Here is a 14,050-nt window from a genome sequence, read left to right as displayed (position 1 = left end):
CAACCCCTCACCCGGCTGCGCTTCGCGCATCCACCCTCTCCCGCAAGGGGAGAGGGGGCACCGTCAGCGCGGCTAGGCCATCACTTCTTCACCATCGAACACGCCGGGTCCGGCGGCCCGAACGCCTTGTCGCCCGAAATCGTCGTGAGGATCTTGTAATAGTCCCACGGATATTTGCTCTCTTCCGGCGTCTTCACCTGCACCAGCCAGAGGTCGTGCACCATCAGATTGTCCTCGCGCAGTTTGCCGTTGCGGGCGAAGAAATCCTCGATCGGCTTCTCGCGCATTTTCGCGGCGACCTTGAGCGGATCGTCGGTGCCGGTCTCCTTGATGGCGTTGAGATAGTGCATCACGCTTGAATAGACGCCGGCCTGCCACATCGACGGCATCTTGTTCATCTTGGCGAAATAGCGCTTCGACCATTCGCGCGTCTTGTCATCCATGTCCCAATAGAACGACGTCGTCAGCAACAGCCCCTGCGCCGCCTGTAAGCCCAGACCGTGGATGTCGGTGATCAGCGCGAGCAGCGCCGCCATCTGCTGGCCGCCCTTGAACACGCCGAACTCCGAGCCGGTCTTGATCTCATTCATGTTGTTCGGAGGACCTGCGGCAATGCCGATGATCTTGGCCTTGGAGGCCTGCGCCTGCAGCACGAAGGAGGAGAGGTCGGGCGTCGCCAAGGGCGGCCGCACTGAGCCCAGCACCTTGCCGCCATTGGCGGTGATGACGCTGGAGGCATCGCGCTCCAGCGAATGGCCGAAGGCGTAGTCGTCGGTGATGAAGAACCAGCTGTCGCCGCCGCGCTTGACTACCGCATCCGCTGTGCCGACCGCGAGCGCGCGGGTGTCGAATACCCACTGGATCGCGTAGGGCGAGCAGAATTTTCCGTGGAAATCGGCGGTGCCGGTGGAGTGGGTGATGAACAGCCGCTTCTTCTCGTTGGCGACGTTCTGCACCGCGAGCCCGACCGCCGAGACCGGCACGTCGACGATCAAATCGACCTGATCGACGTCATACCAGCGCCGCGCGATGCCGCCGCCGATATCGGCCTTGAGCTGGTGGTCGCCGATCACGATGCTGATCGGCTTGCCGAGCACGGTGCCGCCGAAATCGTCGATCGCCATCTGCGCCGCCGTCACCGAGCCCTGGCCGGTCGGCGCGGAGGCCGGGCCGTTCATGTCGGTGAGAACGCCGATCTTGACGACGTCGTCCGAAACCTGCGCCATTGCGGCGCCCGACATCAGCGTCGCCGCTAACGCGGCAGCGACCGGCAGTCCAAATCTCATTGGATTCACGCTTGTCCTCCCTCATCGGCGCGTTGGCCGCTGTTGCCTGCCGGGTATGGCCCGGCTGAATTGGTTTCTTTTGCAACTATTTGGGGGCGGGCGTCAATGTCAGGCCGCGAAGCGGATCTGTCCGGCGGGCGAGGGGTCGTAGCCGGTCAACTCCTCGGCGCGTTGCCGCAGCCGTCGTTCGCTCAGGAACCGGATCAGGGCCTGCATTGGCGGGCGGAAATAGCTGCGCTGCCGCAGCGCGAGGTCGAAATTTTCCCAGACCAGCGGCACGAAATCGAGGCCCGCGGAGCGCGCCGCCGCGCGCGTCGCAACCCCGCAATCGGCCTGTCCCGCGCGGACCACTTCGGCGAGATCCGGGCCCGTCAGGCTCGGCGTCTCCACCCGGCGCAGATCCCGCGTCGAGGCGCCCGCGCGCTTGAGCAGCATGTCGAGCAGCATCTGCGCGCCTGTGCCCTGTTGTCGCATCGCCACCCGGACGCCGAGCGCGAGCACATCGGAAAGACCGCGCAGCCGCTTCGGATTGCCCGGCGGCAGCACGAGACCCTGCTCGCGGCGCACGAAGGCGACCAGCAGCACATCGTGCAGGTCCGGCGCGCCTCGCAGCGCCGTCATGCTGGCGTCGGAGGCGAGATTGCCGGCGGCATCGAGGCTGTGGAAGTGGACCGCCACGGCCATCACCTCGTCGCGTTGCAGGCGTTCGAGCCCGCGCGCGCTCCCCTCGCTCATCGATCCCAGCCCCGAGCCGGATTCGCGCAAGGCCCAATCCAGCAGTTCGTCCTGGCTGCCGCCCACGACCGGCGGCGGCTCCGCGGTCAGCATGCCGGCCGGGCGTGCCAGTCCGGACAGCACCCAGAGATCGAGTTCGTGCCGGGGGAAGAGCCACTTTCCGGTCACCTTGGTGCAGGGGATCGCACCGTTGGTGACGAGTTCGTAGAGTTTGCGTTCGCCAAGGCGGAGATAGTCAGCGGCTTCGCTGGTCGTCAGGAATTCCATCCTGCATTCCTATGCAAATTCTTGCTTCTTTTTGACGTTCAACGCAGGTGGAATTCTGCACTTCAATTTCAGTCAGTGCGAACCATGCCTGATGATCTCGTTGCTTTGCAACACATCCTGACGCGTGTTGTGATCTTGGTTGACGATCTTGAGAGGCTCGAATGGTGCGGGCCTTGCGGCCGTCTCGCTCGCGATTGCAATCAACATGCCGGTTGATTCATTGCCGAGATTTCCCGAGTGACTCATCTCAGTGCGTCCGCCGGCACGCGGCAAAGCCTGCCTTTCGGTAGTGGCTCGAACCGAGTTCTATCTCCTGTTGCTGCCGCAATGGGCAAACGCGTCACGAGTGTGGCGCAATCGATCCTCATGATTGCGTCCTATGCAATGGGAACCCTTCATGGCCGTTCGCCGACTGTCGGTTGCACTGACACTTCTCTGCGGCCTCGCCGCCGGCATTGCGGCCTCATCCGCCGAGGACCGCGCGATCGTCCTGGCCTCGACGACAGCGACGCAGGATTCGGGCCTGCTCGATTATTTGCTGCCGATCTTCACCGCCAAGACCGGCATCGAGGTGACGGTGATCGCACGACGGACCGATCAGGTGCTCGACATGGCGCGACGGGGTGAGGCTGATGTCGTGCTGATGCACGCACGGCCGCAGGAGGAAAAGTTCGTCGCCGACGGCTTCGGCGCGAAACGCTTCGACGTGATGTACAACGATTTCGTGCTGATCGGGCCGAAGAGCGATCCCGCGGGCGTGAAGGGCAAGGACATCGCGACCGCACTGAAGACGATCGAGGCCAAGGGCGCGCCGTTCGTGACGCGCGGCGATCGCTCGGGCACCCACGCGGCCGAGCTCGCGCTCTGGATCGTCGCCGGCATCGACATCGCCAGCGCCAAGGGCGCCTGGTATCGCGAGATCGGGCAGGGCATGACTGCGGCCCTCGAAGCCGCGCGCACGGCGAACGCCTATGTGCTGTCCGACCGCGGCGCCTGGATCACCTTTAAAGATCGTGGCGATCTTGATGTCGTCGTTGAAGGCGACAAGCGGCTGCTCAACCAGTACGGCCTGATGCTGGTAAACCCGGAAAAGTATCCGGACGTGAAGAAGGAGCTGGGCCAAACCTTCATCGACTGGCTGATCTCGCCGGAAGGGCAGACGGCGATCGCCGGCTACAAGGTCGACGGGCAGCAGGTGTTCTTTCCGAACGCGGACAAGTCGGGCGGTTGATGCTCGAAGCGCGAGCGGTTGCCAAACCGGGCGATGCATGGTCCATCATGGCGCATGACCCAGCGCCTGCCGCCCTCGCTCACGCCGCTTGACACTGCGCTCGCCGCGCTGCTGCGGGGCGTTGGTCCGGTCGCACCGGTCGAATTGCCGCTGACTGAAGCGGACGGCTGCATCGCGGCGGGGATGCCGCTGCTCGCGGCCTATCCGCCTTGCGACATCGCCGCAGCGGACGGCTGGGCGCTGCGTGCTAACGACCTCGTCGGCGCGTCCTCCTATTCGCCGCTGCCTGTGACCAGGCTTCCAGTGTGGGTCGATGCCGGTGATGCGATGCCGGAAGGATGCGACTGCGTGCTCGATGCCGACGCAGTCGAGGTGTCGGGTCCACTCGCGCAGGTGCTGGCGGAGGGCGTGCCGGGGCAGGGCGTTCGGCGTGCGGGCACCGACGTCCCCGAACGCACGCCTGTCGCCGCAGAGGGATATCCGATCAGTGCGGCGGTTCTGCTGCTCGCGCGCGCCGCCGGCACGGAAAAGCTGAGCGTGCGGCGGCCGCGGCTGCGCCTCGTCAATTTGCCGGGCGCAACAGTGACGACGCAAATGATCGCCGACGTCGCGCGCGCAGCGGGACTGGATGTGAGCACGCTCGAAGCCGGCGCGCGCGATGCGACATCGATCGCGGCCGCGCTTGATGTTTCCGCCTGCGACCTCCTGCTGACGATCGGCGGCAGCGGCGTCGGTCGCCAGGATGCCGCTGTCTTGGCGCTGGCTCAGCGGGGCAATTTGATCGCCCATGGCCTTGCGCTCCAGCCCGGACGCACCGCCGCGGTGGGGCGGCTTGGAGAGGTTCCCATCGTCGCTCTGCCCGGTTCGCCCGATCACGCGCTCGCGGTTTGGTTGGCATTGGTGCTTCCGCTGATCGACCGATTGTCGGCGCGGCTGCCGCGTCGGTCGACGACCTTGCCGCTCGCGCGGAAGATCGCATCGAATGTCGGGATCGCCGAAATCGCGCTGCTGGCCGAAGAGCATCATGCGTGGACGCCGCTTGCCGTGGGCGAATGGTCGCTCCAGGCAATTGCCCGAGCGGATGCATGGCTGCTCATTTCCGCTAGCCACGAGGGATTCGCGGCGGGCGCGGCTGCCGATGCTTATCTAATGCGGGAATGATATGGGTTCCGACATGACCAAGGTCCCGCAGTCGCAAGATCGCAGCGCACTTGAGCAAGAGCAGTTCCTCAAGATCCTGTCGCGCGAGGATGCGCTGGCGCGTTTCGAGGCCGCGCTGTTCCCGCGCGCGATCCCAAGCGAAACGCTTAAGCTCGCCAACGCACTCGGCGCGGCGCTGGCCGAAGACGTCACGGCGCCGATCGATGTGCCACCCTTCGATCGTTCCAATGTCGATGGCTTTGCCGTGCGCTCGACCGATCTTTCTGTGGCTGGCGAAGGTGCGCCCGTGCGCCTTGCGTTGAATGGCGAGACCATCCACTGCGGCGTGGCGCCGACGCTGCAAGTGGCGGCGGGGACCGCGACGCCGATCGCTACGGGCGGGCCGGTGCCGCGCGGCGCCGACGCGGTCGTCATGGTCGAGCACACCCAGCCGATCGGCTCCGATGCGATCGATGTCCGCCGCGCCGCGTCGCCCGGGCAGTTCGTGTCCTATGCCGGTTCCGACATCGCGCGCGGTGAGGCGTTGCTGCGCGCCGGCACGGTCATCGGCTCGCGCGAGATCGGTATGCTGGCGGCTTGCGGTATTGCGGAGGTAGTTGTCGCACGTAAGCCGCGGGTCGCCGTGATTTCGACCGGCGACGAGCTCGTTCAACCCGGCGAAGCCCTCGCGCCGGCTGCGATCTACGACACCAATGGTGCGATCGTCGCCGCTGCGATCGACGAGAATGGCGGCGAGGCGATCTTCCTCGGCGCCATTCCCGACGATGAAGCAAAGCTCGAATCCGCCATGCGCAACGCGTTGGCGGACTCTGACATGCTGGTGCTGTCGGGTGGCACCTCGAAAGGGGCGGGTGATCTGTCCCACCGCATCATCGATCGGCTCGGCAAGCCCGGTATCATCGCGCACGGCGTGGCGCTCAAGCCCGGCAAGCCGCTGTGCCTTGCGGTCTGCGACGGCAAGCCTGTGGTGATCCTGCCGGGTTTTCCAACCTCGGCGATGTTCACCTTCCACGACATGATCGTGCCGGTGTTGCGCAGGATGGCCGGACTGCCGCCGCGCTCTGATGCCAAGGTCAGCGCGACCGTCCCGGTGCGCATCGCCTCCGAGCTCGGCCGCACCGAATTCGTCATGGTCTCGCTGGTCGACGGCAAGGACGGCCTGATCGCCTATCCCTCGGGCAAAGGCTCTGGTGCGATCACCTCATTCGCGCAGGCCGACGGCTTTCTGCGCATCGATGCGCTCGCCGACCAGATGCCGGCCGGGACCGAGGTCGAGGTGACGCTGTTCACGCCGCATGTGCGGGTGCCTGATCTCGTCATCGTCGGCAGCCATTGCACCGGCCTCGATCTCGTCACCGCGCCGCTCGCGCATGCCGGCCTGACCGTGCGCTCGATTGCGGTCGGCAGCCTCGGCGGCCTTGCGGCAGCGCGACGCGGCGAATGCGATCTCGCGCCGATCCATCTGTTCGACGACAAGAGCGAAACCTATAACACGCCTTACCTCGTCGAGGGGCTGGAGCTCGTGCCGGGTTGGCGGCGGATGCAGGGCATTGTGTTCCGGAAAAGCGACAAGCGTTTCGAAGGCCTGAGCGCGAAGGAGGCCGTCGCCGCTGCGCTCGCTGATCCCGCCTGCATCATGGTCAACCGCAACCAGGGCGCCGGCACGCGCATCCTGATCGACCGCCTGCTTGGCGGCGCGCGCCCAGAAGGCTATTGGAACCAGCCGCGTTCGCATAACGCCGTGGCCGCCGCCGTCGCGCAGCATCGTGCCGACTGGGGCATGACCATTGCGCCGGTCGCCCATGCGGTCGGTCTCAGTTTCATTCCGCTCGCGGAAGAGCATTATGACTTCGCGCTGGTGTCAGTGCGCAAGCAGCGTCCGGCGGTGCAGGCTTTTCTCGACGCACTCGGCTCGGACGAAGCTCGTGCGGCGCTGGAGCGGGCGGGTTTCCGGCCGGCTTAAGGGGACGACGCGGCGTTCAAGCCGCGCGACAAGGTGGGGGACGCGATGGCAAAGCCGCTTTCGGTTGCGATTGTCGGTGCCGGCATGGGCGGGCTTGCGACCGCCGCTGCGCTCCGGCGCGTCGGTGTCGACGTCATGGTCTACGAACAGGCCTCGCAATTCGCCCGCATCGGCGCCGGCATCCAGATCGGCTGCAACGCCATGAAGGTGCTGCGCGCGCTGGGGCTGGAAGCGCGTATGCGCAGCCAGTCGTTCTATCCCCGATCCTGGAACAACCGCGACTGGAAGAGCGGCGACATCAAGTTCGACATGATCTTTGGCGAGAGTGCGGAAGAGAAGTTCGGCGCGCCCTATCTGCTCGCCCATCGCGGCGACCTGCATGCGGCGCTGGCAAGCGCGGTGCCGGATGAATGCGTCCGGCTCAACCACAAGCTTGTCGGTTTGGACGAGACCGGCGATGGCGTCCGGCTGACTTTCGCCGACGGCACGAGTGTCGTTGCCGATGCGGTGGTCGGCGCGGACGGCGTCCATTCAGCCGTGCGCGATATCCTGTTCGACACCGCGCCGGTCAAGTTCACCGGCCGCATCGCCTATCGCACCACCTATCCCGCGGCGCTGCTCGGCGGCGAGACAATCGACGATTGCACCAAATGGTGGGGCGAGGACCGCCACATCGTGATCTACTACGTCAAGCCGGACCGCAGCGAAGTCTATCTCGTCACCAGCCAGCCCGAGCCGAACTTCCGCATCGAGTCCTGGTCGGCCAAGGGCGACGTACGCGATCTGCGCGCATCGTTCGAAGGTTTCCATCCGCAGGTCGGAGAGGTGCTCGCGGCGTGCCCCGACGTGCACAAATGGGCGATCATGGACCGCGACGCGCTGGATCGCTGGTCTGACGGCAAGGTGACGCTGCTCGGCGACGCCTGCCATCCGATGACGCCCTACATGGCGCAAGGCGCGGCGATGGCGATCGAGGACGCCGCCGTTCTCTCCCGCTGTCTTGAGGGCATTGATCGTGACGGTGTCGGCAACGCGTTCCGTCGCTTCGAGGCGACGCGCAAGGTGCGGACCACGCGGGTGCAGGAGACCTCGCGCGCCAACATCTGGTTGAAGGAGCGGACCGATACCAGCTGGGTGTACGGTTACGACGCCTGGACCGAGCCGCTGGCGGCTTCAGCTTGATTAAGACGCTGCATCCAGCGCCGCCAACCGCTCGGCTTCCGCGATGTCTTCGACCGTGTTGGCATTGAAGAACGGATCGAGCGGTTCGGTTGGCCAGGTCACCGTCGCGAGCGGATAGCGCGCGGTCCAGCGGTCGATCCTGCGGATGTCCTCGACCACCAGCGCATGACGCAGCTCGTTGCGCAAGCTCACGCGCCACAGACCGATCACCGGATGCGTCTGGTCGCCTGAAGCTGCAACGGCGAGCTGGGCGCCCTCTCGTTCGCGCGCTTCATGCAGGCGTGCGACCAGATCGCGCGGCAGGAACGGACAGTCGCCGGCAGCGCTGAGCACCCAGTCGATCTTCGGTTGGTTTGCCGCGCTCCAGTCGAGCGCCGCGAGGATGCCGGCGAGCGGGCCGGGGAAGCCGGGCACGTCGTCCGCAACGATCGTCAGCCCGAACGCAGCGAAGCGTGCGGGGTCACCATTGGCATTGAGGATCAACCCGCTGCACTGGGATGAGAGGCGCGCGATCACGCGCTCCAGAATGGTGCGGCCGCCAATGGTGCGCATCGGCTTGTCACCGCCGCCCATGCGTCGCGCCAGGCCGCCGGCGAGCAGCACGCCAAGAGTCGACGGAAAGCTTGTCGCCGGAATCCTAGTCGTCACCGGCTTCACCCTTGCGCTTGTGCTTCGTCGACTCTTCCTCGACGTAAGCGAGATTCTGGTCATAGACGATGCGGTCTTCGCCCGCGAGCGTCATGAAGCGCTTTCCGCGCGCGCGGCCGACCAGCGTCAGGCCCACTTGCCTGGCGAGATCGACGCCCCAGGCGGTGAAGCCGGAGCGCGAGATCAGGATCGGAATGCCCATGCGGACCGTCTTGATCACCATCTCCGAGGTGAGTCGTCCCGTGGTGTAGAGAATCTTGTCGGACGCATCGACGCCGTGGCGGTACATCCAGCCCGCGATCTTGTCGACGGCATTGTGGCGGCCGACATCCTCGGTGTAGCAGAGCGGTTCGCCTTCCTTGCACAGCACGCAGCCATGGATCGCGCCGGCCTCGAGATAGAGCGAGGGCATGGTGTTGATGGTCTGCGTCATCTGGTAGAGCCAGGAGGTGCGCAGCTCGGCCTTCGGCAGCGCAACGCTCTCGACCGCCTCGAGCAGATCGCCGAAAGCAGTGCCCTGTGCGCAGCCCGAGGTCTGCGTGCGCTTCTTCAGCTTGGCCTCGAAATTGGTATGGTGCTCGGTGCGCACGACGACGACCTGGAGGTCGTCGTCGTATTCGACCTCGGTGACGGCGTCATTATATTTCAGCATGTTCTGGTTGAGCAGATAGCCCAGCGCCAGATATTCCGGATAGTCGCCGATCGTCATCATGGTGACGATCTCCTGTGCATTCAAATAGAGCGTCAGCGGCCGCTCCATCGGCACCTTGATCTCGACCTTGGCGCCGGCCTGGTCGGTCCCGGTCACGCTCTGGGTCAGGCGCGGGTCATCCGGATTCGGAACGATCAGGGGCACCGGAGCTTTGTCGATCTTCATCATGGCCGCGACGTTAGCATGACATTCGGGTCAAGCCGATATAAGCATGCTGGCGGAAAGCGAAAACGCCTCCCGTCGTCATTGTGAGCGTAGCGAAGCAATCCAGAAATGCATCCGCGGAGACACCCTGGATTGCTTCGCTTCGCTCGCAATGACGGAGGAGAAGGTGGTTCCATCAAGGGCTAAGGCGCTCGCGGAGACCGACCTGGAATGAAAGTCATCGGCCTTGCGGGCTGGAGCGGTGCGGGCAAGACCACGCTGTTGACGCGGCTGATCCCGCATTTCAACGCGCAGGGCCTGCGCGTCTCCGTGATCAAGCATGCGCATCACCAGTTCGACGTCGACGTGCCCGGCAAGGATTCCTGGCGCCATCGCGAGGCCGGTGCGGCCGAGGTGCTGGTGGCTTCGGCCAACCGTTGGGCTTTGATGCATGAGCTGCGCGGCGCGGCGGAGCCGCGGCTGCCGGAACTCCTGAGTAAGCTGTCCGCCGTCGATCTCGTCGTCGTCGAAGGTTTCAAGCGCGAGCCGCATCGCAAGATCGAGGTCCATCGCGCCGCCAATGCCAAGCCGCTGCTGTTTCCCGACGATCCCGGAATTGTGGGAATTGCGACCGACGTCGCGGTTGAAACCCGGCTGCCGACCGTCCATCTCGACGATATTGCGGCCGCCGCAGCATTGCTGCTGCGTTCGGCGATGCCGATCGAGGAAGCGGTCGCGAAAAGCGCCGCGATGCGCTGACGAGGCACCATGGCGCAACTGTCGGACGATTGCTTTGCTTTTGGTGGACCGATGATGTCGGTCGACGAGGCCGTCGGCCTGATCACGGCGCGCGTCAATGCGATTGCCGATCTCGAGACAGTGCCGTTGGTCGACGCCGACGGGCGCGTGCTGGCGCGCGATATTGCCGCGCCCCTGCCGCTGCCGCCGTTCACCAATTCCGCCGTCGACGGTTATGCCATACGCAATGCTGACCTTCCGCAAGAAGTGGAACAGGCGTTCCCGCTTGATGGCCGCATCCAGGCCGGCGGCCTCGTACACGCCGGGATCAAGCCCGGCCACACTGCGCGCATCTTTACGGGCGCGCCAATGCCGCCGGGTGCCGAAACCGTCTTCATGCAGGAAGATGTCCGCATCGATGAGGCCGGCAATATCGTGTTGCCGCCGGGGCTGAAGCCGGGCGCCAATGTCCGCCCTGCGGGCGAGGACATTCCCGAAGGGCACATCGCGCTGCGCGCCGGCCAGCGGCTGCGGCCGCAGCACGTTGCGCTTGCTGCGGCGTTCGGCCTGAGCCGGCTCGATGTCATGAGACGCATCCGCGTCGCGGTGTTCTCGACCGGCGACGAGCTGGCTTCGCCCGGCGAGCCGCGCGCGGCCTCCCAGCTGTTCGATTCGAACCGCTTCATGCTGATGGCGATGCTGCGCCGGCTCGGCTGCGAGGTCAGCGATCTCGGTATCTTGCGCGACGAGCGCAACTCGCTTGCGGACGGATTGAAGCAGGTCGCGGGCTCACATGACCTGATCCTCACCACTGGCGGTGTCTCGACCGGCGAGGAGGATCACGTCAAGGCGGCGGTGGAGAGTATTGGTTCGCTGGTGCTGTGGCGGATGGCGATCAAGCCCGGCCGGCCCGTGGCGATGGGCATCATCGACGGCACGCCGCTGATCGGATTGCCCGGCAATCCCGTCGCGAGTTTTGTCACCTTCGTCCATGTGGTGCGGCCGACCGTGCTGGCGCTCGCCGGCAGTCGGCCCGAGCCGCTGTTGCCGATCCCCGTCCGCGCGGCGTTCACCTACAAGAAGAAGATCGCCCGGCGCGAATATGTTCGCGCTTCGTTGCGGCGCGGAGAGGACGGCACGCTGGAGGCGGTCAAGTTTCCGCGCGAGGGCGCCGGGCTGTTGTCATCTTTGGTGGAGACTGACGGCTTGATTGAACTGGGCGAAGACATCACGCGTGTCCAGCCGGGGCAGTACGTAGGTTTCCTGTCCTATGCCGATCTGATCTGAGGCGACGCGTTGACGTTATCGACCCCTCCCGCCATGTTGCGCCCATGACAAGAACAACGACCAGAACGATGCTTGATCTCAAAGGGCTGAAATGCCCGCTGCCCGCCTTGAAGACGCGCAAGGCGTTGAAACCATTGCAGCTGGGCGATCAGCTCGAAGTGCACTGTACCGATCCACTGTCGGTGATTGACATTCCGAACCTGATCCGCGAGACCGGCGACAAGGTGGAGATCACCGAGCGCAACGATGCGCGCATCGTGTTCTTGATAGAAAAAACAAATGGTTCGATAGACACTGCCAATGCTGCGCTGCGTTCTTAGGCGCGTTACCGCGCGGATACCGACCTTTTGTCTATCGACATCGATCATGGCTTCTGTCCAAATTGACTTTCTCCGTGCGGGCGCGGAGGTTGAGTCTTGTCTGCGATACGCGGATCAATGGGCCACACACGAAGCCTCCAAATCGTATCGGGCATAGGACCCCGCTCGAGGGGTTAACTTTTCAGACGCGCGTGACGATCCTGGCGCGCGTCGGATGATTGTGCGGAGCAGCAGGGACAAAAGCTGCACCGCACCGGGCTGAGGACAGGATGTTAGCGGCAGGCTTGCTCAGAAGGGCGGCTGGCAGGGGAGGAATGCATGACGACAATTGAGAGCGCTGGAAGGATTTCGGGCGCTGGCGCGGGTTTGCTTGACCGCGAGCGGACCATCGCGACCGCCGGGTTCAATCGATGGCTGGTGCCGCCGGCGGCGCTGTGCATCCACCTCTGCATCGGCATGGCCTACGGCTTCTCGGTGTTCTGGCTGCCGCTGTCGCGCGCGATCGGATTGACCGCGCCAAAAGCCTGCCCGGACATCTCGCTGTGGCAGGAGCTTTTCTCCACGAGCTGCGACTGGAAGGTCGCGAGCTTGGGCTGGATGTACACCCTGTTCTTCGTCGTGCTCGGCGTCTCCGCCGCGCTGTGGGGCGGCTGGCTCGAGCGCGCCGGGCCGCGCAAGGCGGGCTTCGTCGCGGCCTGCTGCTGGTGCGGCGGCCTCCTGCTCGGCGCCGTCGGCATCTATGTCCACCAGCTCTGGGTCATGTGGCTCGGCTCCGGCGTGATCGGCGGCATCGGTCTTGGCCTCGGTTACATCTCCCCCGTGTCGACGCTGGTGAAATGGTTTCCGGACCGGCGCGGCATGGCGACCGGTATGGCCATCATGGGCTTTGGCGGCGGCGCCATGATCGGAGCGCCGCTGGCGAACTGGCTGATGGACCAGTTCAAGACCCCGACCTCGGTCGGAGTCTGGGAAACCTTCCTCACCATGGGCATCATCTATTTTGTCTTCATGATAATCGGCGCCTTCCGCTATCGCCTGCCGCCGACCGGCTGGAAGCCGGAGGGTTGGACGGCGCCGAGCGAGAAGAAGACGATGATCTCCGAGCATCACGTCCATCTCGACAACGCGCACAAGACGCCGCAATTCTGGCTGATCTGGTGGGTGCTGTGCTTGAACGTGTCGGCCGGCATCGGCGTGATCGGCATGGCTTCGCCGATGCTTCAGGAAATCTTCGCCGGCAAGCTGATCGGGCTTCCGGACGTCGGCTTCAACGCCTTGAACGCCGCGCAGAAGGGGCAGATCGCGGCGATCGCCGCCGGCTTTGCCGGCCTGCTGTCGCTGTTCAACATCGGCGGCCGTTTCTTCTGGGCGTCGCTGTCGGACTATATCGGCCGCAAGAACACGTATTACACGTTCTTCATCCTCGGGATCGTGCTGTACGCGCTGGCGCCGACCTTTGCGGCGATGGGCTCGAAGCTGCTGTTCGTGCTCGGCTTCGGCATCATCCTGTCGATGTATGGCGGCGGCTTCGCGACCGTGCCGGCCTATCTCGCCGACATGTTCGGAACCCAGTTCGTCGGCGCCATCCACGGCCGGCTGCTGACGGCGTGGTCCACCGCGGGCATCATCGGCCCCGTCGTGGTCAACTACATCCGCGAGTTCCAGCTCGCGGCCGGTGTGCCGCGCGACCAGCTCTACAACACCACAATGTACATTCTGTGCGCGATGCTGGTCGCGGGCCTGATCTGCAACTATTTGATCAAGCCGGTCGATTCGAAGTGGTACATGAGCGAAGCCGAGGTGACGAAGCTGCAGGCCTCGACTGCCGGCGCAAGCGCCGCGCAGCAGACCGGCTCGTTCGGAATCGGCACGGGCGGGCTCGACGGCAAGGCCGCACTGTTCTGGGCCTTCGTCGCTATTCCACTGGCCTATGGCGTGTACATGACGCTGCTCAGCGCCGTGAAGATCTTCTGATCGCAAACCCACATCGCCGCGGGAGGCTGCAAGCCGGCGTCCCGCGGTGCACGTCTGCCAAAACATTGAGAATGGGATCTAGGGGGATTCTTATGCTTCGTACTCGTATCTGCCTCGCCGCCATGCTGCTGGCCGCGAGCCTTCACACCGCGTCTGCGCAGACCGCGACGGCGCCCGCGACACCGGCACTTGCCGCGACGACCGACGCCAAGCCGCCGGGCAAGATCAAGCTCACCATGCAGAAGTTGAAGGACATGAAAGCGAAGTGGTCGGCCAACAGGCCGAAGCTGAAGGCCTGTCGCGCCGACGTGAAGGCCAAGGGCCTGGCTGGCGACGACCGCTGGTTCTACATCGAAGAGTGCATGAGCAAGACCTGAGGTCAGAGTTCCGCGACCGGTTTGC

Annotated in this window: 13 protein-coding genes; 9 read left to right on the top strand and 4 right to left on the bottom strand. The window is 64.9% G+C overall.

The window, feature by feature from the left end; translation table 11 throughout:
- Nucleotides 1-80 precede the first annotated feature (80 nt).
- Both UP06_RS00310 and UP06_RS00305 read right to left on the bottom strand, forming a co-directional pair.
- The gene (locus tag UP06_RS00310; RefSeq protein ID WP_044999644.1) at nt 81-1,295 is read right to left on the bottom strand and encodes an ABC transporter substrate-binding protein; all 1,215 of its coding nucleotides are present in this window, start codon (nt 1,293-1,295) and stop codon (nt 81-83) included.
- A 99-nt stretch (nt 1,296-1,394) separates the two neighbouring features.
- Complete coding sequence (locus UP06_RS00305; RefSeq protein WP_044999643.1) at nt 1,395-2,288, bottom strand: substrate-binding domain-containing protein; 894 nt, start codon at nt 2,286-2,288, stop codon at nt 1,395-1,397.
- A 397-nt stretch (nt 2,289-2,685) separates the two neighbouring features.
- Between UP06_RS00305 and UP06_RS00300 the strand changes: the two genes are divergently transcribed.
- Genes UP06_RS00300 through UP06_RS00285 form a run of 4 tightly spaced genes read left to right on the top strand, consistent with a single transcriptional unit; the run spans nt 2,686 to nt 7,825 of the window.
- Nucleotides 2,686-3,519 (top strand): ABC transporter substrate-binding protein, encoded by an 834-nt coding sequence (locus tag UP06_RS00300; RefSeq protein ID WP_044999659.1) that lies wholly within the window; start codon nt 2,686-2,688, stop codon nt 3,517-3,519.
- A 54-nt stretch (nt 3,520-3,573) separates the two neighbouring features.
- A complete protein-coding gene (locus tag UP06_RS00295; protein ID WP_044999642.1) occupies nt 3,574-4,680 on the top strand; it encodes a molybdopterin-binding protein in 1,107 nt (368 codons plus the stop codon).
- Between the two features lie 13 nt (nt 4,681-4,693).
- On the top strand, nt 4,694-6,643 hold the full coding sequence (locus UP06_RS00290) for a molybdopterin biosynthesis protein (RefSeq protein ID WP_044999658.1): 1,950 nt from the start codon (nt 4,694-4,696) through the stop codon (nt 6,641-6,643).
- Between the two features lie 45 nt (nt 6,644-6,688).
- A complete protein-coding gene (locus UP06_RS00285) occupies nt 6,689-7,825 on the top strand; it encodes an FAD-dependent monooxygenase (protein WP_044999641.1) in 1,137 nt (378 codons plus the stop codon).
- Here UP06_RS00285 and mobA read toward each other — a convergent pair whose 3' ends face one another.
- Entirely contained in the window at nt 7,826-8,461 is a 636-nt protein-coding gene (mobA, locus tag UP06_RS00280) for a molybdenum cofactor guanylyltransferase MobA (protein ID WP_044999657.1), read from the bottom strand.
- Nucleotide 8,462: 1 nt separating this feature from the next.
- Nucleotides 8,463-9,353, bottom strand: a complete 891-nt coding sequence (gene fdhD, locus UP06_RS00275) for a formate dehydrogenase accessory sulfurtransferase FdhD (protein WP_044999640.1) — start codon at nt 9,351-9,353, stop codon at nt 8,463-8,465.
- Nucleotides 9,354-9,560: 207 nt separating this feature from the next.
- Between fdhD and mobB the strand changes: the two genes are divergently transcribed.
- The 5 genes from mobB to UP06_RS00250 all read left to right on the top strand — a co-directional run bounded on the left by mobB (nt 9,561) and on the right by UP06_RS00250 (nt 14,025).
- Nucleotides 9,561-10,088, top strand: coding sequence for a molybdopterin-guanine dinucleotide biosynthesis protein B (mobB, locus tag UP06_RS00270; RefSeq protein ID WP_044999639.1), 528 nt, complete (start codon nt 9,561-9,563; stop codon nt 10,086-10,088).
- A 9-nt stretch (nt 10,089-10,097) separates the two neighbouring features.
- A complete protein-coding gene (locus UP06_RS00265) occupies nt 10,098-11,354 on the top strand; it encodes a molybdopterin molybdotransferase MoeA (RefSeq protein WP_044999638.1) in 1,257 nt (418 codons plus the stop codon).
- 44 nt (nt 11,355-11,398) lie between these two features.
- Nucleotides 11,399-11,674 carry a sulfurtransferase TusA family protein gene (locus tag UP06_RS00260; RefSeq protein ID WP_044999637.1) on the top strand — a complete coding sequence of 92 codons (276 nt, stop codon included), beginning with the start codon at nt 11,399-11,401 and terminating at the stop codon, nt 11,672-11,674.
- Nucleotides 11,675-11,992: 318 nt separating this feature from the next.
- On the top strand, nt 11,993-13,648 hold the full coding sequence (locus tag UP06_RS00255; RefSeq protein WP_044999636.1) for an OFA family MFS transporter: 1,656 nt from the start codon (nt 11,993-11,995) through the stop codon (nt 13,646-13,648).
- 92 nt (nt 13,649-13,740) lie between these two features.
- On the top strand, nt 13,741-14,025 hold the full coding sequence (locus UP06_RS00250) for a hypothetical protein (RefSeq protein WP_044999635.1): 285 nt from the start codon (nt 13,741-13,743) through the stop codon (nt 14,023-14,025).
- Nucleotides 14,026-14,050 lie beyond the last annotated feature (25 nt).

The sequence above is a fragment of the Bradyrhizobium sp. LTSP857 genome (assembly GCF_000938285.1).
Lineage (GTDB): Bacteria > Pseudomonadota > Alphaproteobacteria > Rhizobiales > Xanthobacteraceae > Bradyrhizobium.
The sequence above is the reverse complement of the archived record's forward strand: the minus strand, read 5'-3'. Positions and strand labels throughout refer to the sequence as shown.